We start from the raw sequence: 13087 nt of genomic DNA on the forward strand, positions 1-13087 counted from the left end.
GAAAAATTAGGCTGCAAACTTACAAAAACTTAATTGTATATTTTAATGTAGACATTAACAAAGTGTTAATTGTAGTTATTAGACACTGTTTTTATTGTACGGTCACTTTTGAGTTTTGCAGGGATTAGACTAATTAGTTAATTATTTTAAAAACCAAAAACGCATCCTAATGGATGCGCTTTTAATAATTAACTTTTAAAGTAAATTAAACGTTTATCTAATAATCACTTTTTGTGATTTTTGTTTAGAACCATCGGTTAATGTTACTACATAAACACCATCTTGAAGATCTGTTGCGTCTATTTCATTTAGTAAGTTATTGCTTTCTAAATCGGTACTATAAACTAAACGACCTTGGATATCATGAATTTTTGCAGTAGCTCCATCGTTAATGATACCTTGAATAAATATAGATCGAGGTGATTTCTTAGTATAAATTTTAATACTGTTAAAATCTTCATCGTTCACAGATAATGCATTATCCGATACACGTAAGTAAAAACGACCAGTACCATTTAAGTTAGTGCTTGGCGTAATCACATAATCAGATGTATTTAATAATGTTGATGTATTTAATAAGGTGTCATCTAAATAGACTTCTGTAGTGTTAGGTAAAGCAAATTCTGAGATTGTAAACGTTAATTGTTCACCAGAATTAGCATTAACACCTAAAGGAATTACGACATCCATCATATCAGAAGGATTTAATGCTTGTAAAGCCATTTTCATATCAGAATTACCTTCTACGAGTTGTGAGTATAATGCAAAACTAGGGGAGAAGTTATCTAACAGTTTTCCATCGTAACCATGATCTAATTCCTGAGTTGCATTTTCGTTAAAATAGAATTGTGAGGTAAAGTTGTTAGTAGCTGTACTTGTACTTAACTTAAAGTATGTTAAGTCTTCTGCATTTCTACCTACAATAAAATCATCACCACCAGAACTCATTCTCATTGTTGGAGAGAACGTCCAGTCGTAACCAGCTACAAAAGCATCATTAGCAGCGACTAAGAAGCCTTGCCCTGGTGCAATTGCTATATTTCCACTTGCTAAAGTAACAACGTTATAACCAGTAGAACCATCAACATCACCATCGTAACCATATATACCAGAACCATCTTCTAAAAGGCTGTAGTTGAAAACTCCTGAGCCAAGGTCATAGAACAGTAAAGTAAATGAACCTATGTATGAAGGATATGGATTACCAATAAGGTTCCAATCTGGGTGATTTGCTCCAGTATCCAGAATATTTACAGGAACTGTAGATGTTGGTACAGTACCAGTAAATGTTAGAGTTGTTCCGCTATCTGTAGCAGCTCTATAACCGGTACCGCTAGTTAAAGTTGCAGAAGTTGCATCGGTATAGTTTACATAAGCATCCGCTCCTTTATCGAAAGGTGCAAAAGCGTATGTTGTTGGACTCGTTTGTCCATTATCCAATAAATCTGCAGCATTAGTGTCAGAAGCTAAGAAGTTAGCCCAAGTTTCTCCTGCAAGAGGTGCTGAAATAAGATCATTGCCTCCACTATTAGAATTAACATAACGCTCATACTTGATGGTTCCGTCTATAGTTCCGTCATACATTAAGCTAGAATAACTATTTGAAGTAGACTCCAAAGTTACATCATCAATAACAGTTAATGTAGTCCCCGTATTAATGGTTAAAGATGCTCCTGGATTTACAGTTACAGTTTTAATAGAAGTATTAGATGAAATAATAGCGTTACCAGAAGTAACAACGATATGGTCATGTACTGTAGAGATACCGTTAGGATCACTTGGAGACCAAGAACCGTTATAAGTGTATGTTTCTGTTATTATTTCTTCAATTTTAACGTCATCTAATAAAGCTCCATAACCGTTATCACCTGTTCCCTCAAATGCAATATAGTATTCTGCACTAGGGTTAGGTAGAGCTATAGTGCCTTGGGTCCATGTACTTATACTATTTGTATAAGTTAATTCCGGTATTAGAGTCCAAGACCCTGCTGCTGAAGTTTTGTAATATACTCTTAACTCATCTTGACCGCCAGCTCGAACTTGCTGTGCATGCCAAAATGTTAGTGTAGGATTTACAATACCTGTTAAGTCTAATTTTGGTGATACTAATTTTACCACTGAAGAACTAGATGCATCATAGAAGTTTGCATTAAACGATCCCGTATGTGGCATTGTTATTGAGCCACCGCTCTGTCCGCCATTAGTGTATGTCCAGTTTACGGCTCCTGCCTCAAATTCTTGAGACCAACAACTTGGTAGTATTCCTGACTCAAATCCTTCTTCAAAAGGGAATGTGTTTACTGCTACTAAACAAGGATCTGCATTTGTTGTTGCACTAGTAGAAGGAATGGTTCCATCAGTTTTAAAATCTATTAATACACCAGCGTTAGTGTATGGGTAAATTTCAAATTCATATAGCGTACTTGCATCTAATCCTACTACAGTATAAGTCTGTAAGCCAGGTGCTCTTTTAAATTCAAACTCGTCATCAGACCAGTCGATGTCGTTTGCAGGTTCAGTACCATCTACAATTGTAGTAAATACACCTGATCCTGTTTTACCAACAATTACAAAACCATCTGCTGGTTGTGCGCCATCATTATCATCCCAAGTTAATGTAATTTGAGAATCAGAATCTGCAACAGCAGTAAATGCTAAAACATGATTCGTTGGCTCTGGTTTAGGTGTTACAGTTAATTGTCCTGAGACATAGTTTACACCATCCCAGATATCGCCACCAGAACTGCCCGGAGTAATACCTCCATAAGAGAAGTCTCCACCATCAACAGAGAAACGACTTACGTAATAGTAAGTTCCAATTGCTAAACCAGAACCTATCTCAGTAACATACTCATCATTGTCACCAGCATCTGTATTATACGTTGAAGGTACCCAAGTCCAACCAGAAGCAAAATCACTGATGTCAGTTGCGTCAGTAGTGCTATAACCAATCCACGCGTCAATATCAGCAGCTTGTCCAGCAGCTTCTGTTCTTCCTACTTCTAAGACCTGTGCATATACATCATAGTTTCCTTCTACAGCTATAGTTCCACTATTTGGATACTGTAAGTTACAGTAATCTATAAAGTTAGGCGTGCTTGCGTTGATGTAAAGTATCCCCGTGCTTGTTGTATTTGCGGAAGTTGCGGCAAATCCATCACCGAATGATGTATTCCAAGCGCCAGCTGCGATATAATAGGTTCCTGCTGGTAATCCTATTTCGGTTAAGGCACTTAAAGAACCTGTACCACCATCATCGTTATTTCCGATGAGGTTGCCAAATACATCATAGAGTCCTATTTCTGTATCTATTCCAGTAGTTAATTCTGTATCTACTATTATTTCTGTACAGTTACCATCATATATTAATTCTACCCAAACAACATCGTCTGTAGCTGCGTCATATGCACCGTTATAACTATCAGAATCTGCACAACCGTCAATATTAAATGTAGCAATTGTGGTTGGTATAGATATAGAATTAACTGTAAGTTGACCTGAGGCAGCAGTAGGAGTGCCATCCCATGTGTTTCCACCTCCTGAAGGATTAGTTGTATTAATACCACCATAAGTGAAAGGTCCACCATCCACAGCAAAACGACTTACATAATAATATACACCTGGCGATAAAGAAGATCCTATTTCAGCTTCAAACTCATCGTCATTCCCTTCGTCAGAGTGAAACGTTGCTGGTACCCATGTCCAGCCAGATGTAAAGTCTGCAGTAGTAGTAGCATCTGTAGTACTATAGCCTATCCATGCTTCAATATTAGCACCAGGACTACCTAAGTCTGTTACTCCTGCTTCATAAATTCTAGCGTACACATTGTAAGTATCTCCCTCATTAATAGTACCATCAATTGGCCATTGTAAGTTATTAAAATCAGCAGTTTCTGTAGATTGACCTTTAGCATTAATGTAAAGTGTACCTGTTTGAGTTGTATTACTTGATGTAACATTAAAGTCTGGTCCAAAAGTTACATTAAACATACCTGCAGCGATGTAATAAGTGCCATTAGCTAATCCTAGCTCTGTAAATAAGCTTTGAGGTGATATCCCTGCACCAGTGTCATTAGAACCTAATAGAACACCGTTAGCATCATAGATACCAATTTCTGTGTCAAAATCAGATCCAATAGTATCTATTGTAAATGAAGGACAACTAGCTGTATAATTTAGTTGTGCCCAAACTACATTTTGTGTACTAGCATCATAAGCTCCATTATAGCTGTCTGATCCAGCAGTACCACAAGTAGCAACATTTAATGTTGTATCTACGGTTGGTAAAGGGTTTGCTGTTGTAAAATCTAGAGGGCCAACCCAAACACTTTCGTCACCAACTCCACAATAAGCTCTTATATATACTTCATAAGCCGTGGCTGCAGTTAATCCTGTTTCAGTATGAGGATTTGTTGATGTTGCAACACCAGCAGCTGCAGGAGTTCCTGTGCCATCTGGCTGTACTACAATTTCCCAATTGGTTTCTGATGCACCAGCTGTCCAACTAATTGTTGCCGATTCGCGATCAAAAGCGTCAAGAGTTAAACCTGTAGGCTTTAAACAAGTTGGTGCTTCTATAATTGATAGATCATCGATAGCAATATCATTTTCGTAAGTAGAATTGGTAGCTGTATCTACAATAAAACGTACTTGAATGTCACCAGTAATAGTGAGTGTAGATAGATCTATATATATTTCTTCCCAACCATCTATATCACCATTATTATCTGTGTGAACAACATTCCAAGCAGCACCATCATAAACTTCAACTGTAATGGTATTAGAATTTGTTCCAGCAGCATAGTGATATTGGAAGAACTCTAATGCTGGTGTTGTAAGTGTACTCACATCTATCATAGGAGAGGTTAGTGTAGCATCAGTAGATACAGGAGTTGTAGAGCTGTCTACATAGGCAAAATACCCACTTCCTGTTGTGTGGTCACTGTAAGAGTTACCAAATGTTGGTGATGTTCCAAACGTCCAAACTCTAGAGGTAGACGAAGAACTTAGCCAACAACTTGGAATGGTACCTGTGTTTTCAAAATCTTCAGTATATGGAAATGTAGCTTCTGCATCACAAAGTGTTGTAAAATTAATTGGGCCAACCCAAGAGCTATAACCATTAGTATCACAATCGGCTCTTACATAGACTTCGTAAGCAGTTTGAGCTGTTAAGCCAGTTTCGGTATGAGGATTAGTACTTGTTGGTGTGCCAGCCCCTGTAGGAATACCTGTGCCAGCTGGTTGTACTGCAACCTCCCATGCTGTTTCTGTATCTCCAGCCGTCCAGCTCACAGTAACGTCATTCGCTGTGTAACTATCTAAATTTATATTTGTAACATCCAAACAAGTTGGAGGTGTTCTTACGATAAACTGTCCTACATGGAAATCATAATCTTGACCTGATGCTGTTCCATTTGATGCCCAAATCGCAAACTTTACGTTGCCAGTGTAGGCTGTTAAATCTTCAATGTATTCGGTACCTGTAAAATCTGGCTCATTACCAGCATTCCAAGTTGTTAAATTTGTCCAAGTTGTACCATCATCTGTAGATACTAGTAGTTGTACTTCGTCATCAGACCCCATGGTGTCATCAGTACCCCCATCATTATACTCTGTAACTGCAACATTCAATTCGAGCTGGTAAGGACCTCCAGTTGATAAATCAAATGTAGGTGATATTAACCAATCTCTTATATCTGTAAAGTTACCATAGATATTAATTCTATTACTATAAATTCCGGCTCCATAATTATTATCATCTCCTGAGCCATCATTTTTCCAAGAAGAAGAGCCTAGTCCAGTAGGACCTGTAGCAACTTCTCCATTAGTAGCTTCTGACCAACAAGAATCAGGTAAATTTAATGACATATCAGCAAAATAGTCCGGTACAATAGGACCACAAGGCGTAGTGAAATCTACTGGACCTACCCAAGCACTAAAACCATCACCTGTACTTGTACAATTAGCGCGTACATAAACTTCATAGGCTGTTTGTTCTGTTAATCCCATTTCTGTATGTGGATTAGCTGTTGTTGCAGTACCAGATCCCGCTGGTTCTCCTAATCCATCAGCTTGTACAACAATTTCCCAAGCGGTTTCAGCATCACCTGCAGTCCAACTAATAGTTGCATCAGCTGCAGTAAAACTATCTATTGCTATGCCAGAAACATCAGGACAAGATGGAAGTGTAGTAAAAGTTACTGGTCCCACCCACGCACTAAAGCCATTAGTAAGGCAATTGGCTCTTACATAAACTTCGTAATCAGTACGATCCAATAATCCAGATTCAGTATGTGGATTTGTTGTTGTTGCATCACCAGCACCTGCAGGAATACCTGTGCCATCGGGTTGTACTACTATTTCCCAATCCGTTTCAGTATTAGCGGTAGTCCAGCTAATCGTGGCTTCAGTATCTGTAAAACTATCAATAGTTAATGCAGAAACATCAAAACATGTCGGTGGGATTCTTACTTTAAAGTTATCAATATGAAAATCAATATCTCTTCCTGTATCTGATCCGTCCTCAATAGCATAGAGTGCAAATTGTACGTTACTTCCGGTAATTGTTGATATGTCGGTAATAACTTCATCTCCTGTGTTAGATGGTGTATTCGCTTGATTCCACAGTTGTAACGTTGTCCAGGTTGTGCCATCTAGTGAGTATACTAAACGTACTTCATCTCCAGGATCAAAAGCTTCCGCAAGTGATGTTGATGCGTAATCAGTCAATGCCACATCAATAGCAACCTCATAACCACCAGCTGAGAGATCAAAGAATGGTGACATTAGCCATTCTATGTCAGAACTACCATACATATTAATATTAACAGCTCCTCCTCCAGATGTTGAAGTATGTGCAAATTCTTCTGCTAACCAATTGCTCGTTCCAAAGGAAGCTGGGCCAGTTGTTAAGTCGCCATCAGCGGCTTCTTCCCAACAAGGATTAAGGTAAGTAGTGAAATCTTCGGTATAGTCAGGTGTATATACTTCACAGTTAGTTGTAAAGCTTATAGGGCCAACCCATTCGCTGTAACCGTTACTCGCACTAGTACAATCAGCTCGTACATAAACTTCATAATCAGTTTGAGCAGTTAAACCAGTTGCTGTATGTGGATTCGTAGTTGTTGCGTCACCTGATCCGGCAGGTGCTCCTGCACCAGCTGCTTGCACTACTATTTCCCAATCGGTTTCAGTCTGACCCGCTGTCCAACTAATTTCGGCTGTTGTATCTGTGATATTATCAACAGCTAAACTCGTAATATCTGGACATGGAGGTAATGCTTCCCAAATGATATCATCTAAATAAACCGTAGTATATGTTGATGTTGATAATCTTCGAATTGCAATATAGTTATCTGTCCCTGAGTAACTCGCAAAAGATACTTCGTATTCGGCAAAAGTTGTATTGATATCTACCGTACTAAGCAGTGTAAATGTAGAACCATCTGTAGGATCTGATAATGTTCCAACTTCAAGATCTTGAGTAGCTGTCGTGTTACGTGCAAAAAAGCGAAGTAAATGTGTGCCATCACCTAAATTTGATAAGTTAGGAGACACTAACATAATATTTGCTGTTGACCCAGAGTTAGAGTTTGTTAGGCTTACACCGTTAGGCGCAGTATTATCTGCACTTGTACTTGTAACAACCGTAGCAAAACTAGACGCTCCATTATCTATAATTTTACCCCAACACGCTGGTAAATCTGGTGTGGTTACCGCATCAAAATTTTCAGTAAAGCTAGAAATAGGGGTACATGCTGTCGTAAAATTTAATGGGCCAACCCATGCACTAAAACCATTAGTATCGCAATCTGCTCTGACATAAATTTCATAAGCTGTATCTGCAATTAAGCCTGTTTCAGTCTGTGAGGTTGTTGCGATTGCGGTACCAGAACCTGCAGGTTCGCCTGTACCTGCAGCTTGAACTACATATTCCCAATCGGTTTCAGTATCGCCAGCTGTCCAGCTAAAAGTAGCTTCTGTATCAGTAAAGCCATCTATAGTAATAGCTGTAACATCTAAACAACTTGGTTCGTGTATGTTTACTGTATCAAAAGCAACACCTTCGTCATTGCCTGAGCCATCTGAACCAAAGGCTACTCTTAGTAAAACATTACTTTCTCCACCAAGGCCTGTAAGCTCATGTTTGGCAACAAGCCATGCATCTGATCCGCTACCATCTCTACCAGTCCAACCAATTTGTTGTCCTCCAGGATTTCCTCCAATCGTATTGTCATTAAACCAATTGTTTGGATCTCCGTTTGTACCTACATTCTGCCATGTATTACCACTATCTATAGAAGATTGTAATACCATACCATCCCAACTAAATTCAGATTCCCACCATATACTTAATTCTATAACAGGGTTGGCTAAGGATGTAAAGTCGAATGGAGGACTGATTACCGCAGATTTTTCACTACTATTATACGTTCCATCTAGGTTGGTTACCCATGCATTGCTACCAGAGTCTGCACTATTAATAATAGTATTAGATGGTACACCTAATTCCCAGCTTCCATTAGTTGTGTTGTCTGCTGCCCATCCGCCAGCTCCAGATTCAAAGTCTTCATTATAAGGATAAGTTGTTATTGGTGTTGCTGTTGTTGTAAAAACAACAGGACCTACCCAAGAACTATAGCCATTTGCAATACAATTGGCTCTCACGTATACTTCGTAAGCAGTTTGTTCAGTTAAACCAGTTGCATTATATGTGTTGGTTGCAATTGCGGTGCCAGAAGCTGGCGCTCCTAAACCTGCGTCTTGTATAACGTATTCCCAATCGGTTTCTGTATCTCCTGCTGTCCAACTAATTGTGGCTTCTGTATCTGTAAAACTATCAATTGTTAGATCTGTAACAGGAAGACATGACGGAATAGCTTCTACCGTGATATCATCTATATATAAATACCAGCCATCTAAACCACTAGGTGGTATATGGAAAGCAATAAATACATCTCCAGAATATGCACTTAAATCTACAATAATTTCTTGATAAGCAGTGTTACTATAGGATGCATTTGCTAAAATTGTATTTGTAAAATCGGCTGGTGCAGATCCTGTTGTAGATAATAGTACTGTAAAGTCATTTGGTTCTCCAGAAGAACGTACACGTTGTTGAAATCTAAGTCTTTCGTTTCCAGTAAGGGTTAATTGAGGTGATACTAAATAATCATCATTAGAACCACCATTAATGTCTGTATATATTTGAAAAGATTGGGATCCTGAGTTAGCATAAGTTGTACTAGTATTAACAGTCCAAGTATCAGAATCAGAGTTGTTATTAATTACCTCCCAACAGTCTATAGTAGTACTAGTGCTTTCTACATCTTCTGTCCATGGTAAAGAAGATATTATATCACATGCTGTAGTCAAATTGATTGGGCCAACCCATTCGCTATAGCCATCACTATTACTTGTACAATCTGCTCTTACATAAACATCGTAAGTTGTATTGCCTGTTAAGCTAGAGAATGTATGTGGATTCGTAGTAGTGCTAGTACCTGAATCTACAGCTGTTGGTGCTGCTGTACCTTCAGCTTGTATTATAACCTCCCAGTTGGTTTCTGTGTCCCCTAGAGCCCAGCTTACTTGAGCTGTTGTATTTGTTACGCTATCAACTATGATGTCTGAAACTTTTGGACAAGGTGGTATTATCTCCCAAGTAATATCGTCTAAATATACATTCGTATAGGTAGAGGTCGATAATCGTCTAATTCCAATGTAGGAATCTGTACCAGAGTAAGCTTCAAATGAAATTTCATATTCAGTAAAGCTTGTGTTTATATCTACCGTACTTAAAACAGTAAATGTTGAACCATCTGTAGGATCAGATAAGGTTCCAATTTCAAGATCTTGAGTAGCTGCCGTGTTACGTGCAAAAAAGCGAAGTTGATGTGTTCCATCGCCTAAATTTGATAAGTTAGGTGATACTAACATAATATTCGCTTCTGGTACAGCTGTATATCCACTATATAATTGAACACCATTAGGAAGCGAATTGTCTGCCGATGTACTGGTTCGAATATAAGCTGATGTAGGTGCACCATTATCTAAAATACTAGACCAGCAGTTTGGCAAGTCGGGAGTTGTTACTGCATCAAAGTTTTCGGTAAAGTCAGTTAAAGGAGTACAAGCTGTTGTAAAAATTACGGGACCTACCCAATCACTATAGCCATTACCAAGGCAATTTGCTCTTACATAGACTTCGTAGGCTGTTTGTGCTGTTAAACCTGATTCTGTATGCGGGTTTGTTGTCGTTGCTGTGCCAGAAACAGGAGTTCCAGTTCCAGCTGCTTGTACTACATACTCCCAATTCGTTTCAGAATCTCCAGCAGTCCAACTAAATGTAGCTTCAGTGTCGGTAAAGCTATCTATAGATAAAGCTGTTACATCAGGACAAGCTGGTTGAAATATGTTTACACTGTCAAAAGCAACACCTTCGTTGTTAGTGCTACTGTCAGAATCAAAAGCTAATCTTAAGAATACGCTACTTTGCCCTCCAAGACCTGTTAGGTTGTGTTTGGCAACAACCCAACCGCCAGATCCATTAGCACCTGTACCGGTCCAACCAATGCTGTCATTGTACCAGTTATTAGGGTCGCCATTGGCTCCCACTGTTTGCCATGTACTTCCGTTATCTATTGAAGATTGAAGTAGCATTCCATCTGAGCCATCTTCAGCACTCCACCAAATACTAAACTCAATAGCTGGTGCTACTATGCTTGAGAAGTTTAGTGGAGGACTAATTACGTATGATTCTTCATTACTATTGTGATTACCTGTTAAGTTAGTTACCCAAGCAAGGGCTCCTGTATCTGCAACGTTAATTATTGTTGCAGCAGGGTTTCCTAATTGCCATGAACCATTGGTTGTATTATCCAAAGACCAGCCTGCAGCTCCTCCTTCAAAATTTTCAGTATAAGGAAATGCTGTTATAGCTGCTGCTGTTGTTGTAAAAGTTATAGGTCCTACCCAATTACTATAGCCATTACTAGCACTAGTACAATCTGCTCTTACATATACCTCGTAAGCGGTAGATACAGCTAAACCAGTTGCTGTATGCGGGTTTGTTGTAGTACCTGTACCAGAAGCAGGAACACCTGTACCATTTGGCTGTACTGCAATTTCCCAATCTGTTTCTGTGCCCTCAGCTGTCCAACTAATAGTTGCTGTAGTATCAGTCACTGCATCTAATGTTAAACCGGTAAGATCTGGACAAGCAGGTGGTGTAGTGAAATCTATTGGGCCTGCCCAAGCACCATAACCATCACCAAGACAATTTGCTCTTACATAAACTTCATAAGCTGTTTGTTCTGTTAATCCGGTTGCGGTATGAGGATTAGTAGTTGTGGCTGTACCAGAAACTGGAGTGCCAGTTCCATCAGGCTGTACTGCGATTTCCCAATTTGTTTCTGTTCCATTAACGCTCCAACTTATTTCTGCTGTGTTATAAGTAAAACTATCTATAGTTATACCGCTAACATTAAGGCAAGCAGGTGGAATACCATCAATGTAATTAAACTGGATATTAGGTTTATGACCGCCAATTTCATCAGTAACAAAGCCGCAAGCAGTTCCGCCGTCATCTCTATATGATCTAGAACCATTAGCGACACTAACTCCTCTAACTTGACCAAAAGGTGAGGAATATGTGTTTTGACCATCAGAACATACTTCAACTAATATGTTATCTGTACCATTCCAAACAAAGTTAGTGTCAAATGGTATCATGTCAAAAACACCTTCAGCAGTCACGGAAGGGTTGTAATCAAAAGCATTTTTAACCACTGTGGTAACAGAGGTATCGTGAGTAGCAGAATTAGTTGCTGTTGTATGTCCCATTTTTATGGTGTAACCTAATAGGTCACCACCACCATAGTCTCCAGAGATTGACCAACCTAATGCCGTTATTTCATCATTTGGTGTTAGTATGGCACTTAGCTCAGCAGCTGTGTAAACTACCTGGTATTTAAATGCATTGTAATAGCCATGAATTGGATCTGCGGTAGTAGATCCTGTACTCGTAGTTCCAGTACCAATAATAATATTGTTAGCAGGAGTGCTATATGCAGTAACATCAAAATCGTCTATGATAAGATGTCCTGCTTGGTTATCATTTAGAATTCTAATGGTTAAATTAGAACTAGCATCATTTAAAGTGTATGAAAATAGTGTGTAAGTTGTGCCTGAATAAGCTTGTGTTGTTTGCGTGGTATAAGTAATGCCATCAGTTGAGGTTTGTAATTCAAAAGTCCCGCCTCCAGTATTTAATTCTCTATAGTAGAATGTGACAACACCAGCCCCTGTTGTAAGTGTAGGAGTTGTTAAACTGGCACCAACTTCATCATCATTAATTCTTGCTGCCGAACCTGTTGCTCCACGAGAATTACTAGTGTCTTCAGGGTAAACTTGAACCGAAGTCCATGTTCCACTAGTTAAGGTTTGAGATCCTGTATGATAACCTGCGGTTAATCCAGTATCAAAATTTTCGGTGATTTGCCCGAATCCAAAGTTTCCTATTATTAGGAATACTAAAAATGCGTAAAAATTTTTCATAGAAAGAATTAATTATAGTTAAAGCACAAATTTGGTATCTATAGCGAATTATAGTTAAAACTAAATAACTCACAAATAAATACACGTTGTCGTTAAATAACGTCGTTTGTCGTTGGTTTATAAAAATTCAGGCTAAGTGTGTAAGAATGAGGGGAGTCAAATATACTAAAACTTAGTGTTCATTTAATAATTTTATTTTAACAAATAGTTAACGCTTGTTTAAATTTTGTGATTTTCAAGAGCACTTGCTTTTGTTAAAACATTGATTTTAAGTGTTTTGAAATGTTTCTTTTGGGTTTGTGGAAATATTTTATTTGTAGTCTTTTTTTTATAAAGAGTTAAAATTTAGAAACTTGTTGTTTTTAATTAAAATAATACTTCTGCTTTTAAGCCTTTGTTGTCTTTAGTTCAGATTTTTAAAATTCAATAAAAAAAAGCGCATTACAATAATGTATGCGTTTAGTCATTAATAACATTAGAACTGTTTTATTATGGTTTAAAGGATGATTTTTTTTTTTTTTTTTTT

General features: G+C 38.3%; 1 protein-coding gene. It reads right to left on the reverse strand.

Features of this window, described 5'->3' with window-relative positions:
- Positions 1 to 213: 213 nt before the first annotated feature.
- The gene (locus KO504_RS12420) at positions 214 to 12561 is read right to left on the reverse strand and encodes a T9SS-dependent choice-of-anchor J family protein (RefSeq protein WP_215927293.1); all 12348 of its coding nucleotides are present in this window, start codon (positions 12559 to 12561) and stop codon (positions 214 to 216) included.
- Between the last annotated feature and the right edge of the window lie 526 nt (positions 12562 to 13087).

The sequence above is a fragment of the Winogradskyella psychrotolerans genome, assembly GCF_018860565.1.
Classification (GTDB): Bacteria; Bacteroidota; Bacteroidia; order Flavobacteriales; family Flavobacteriaceae; genus Winogradskyella; species Winogradskyella damuponensis.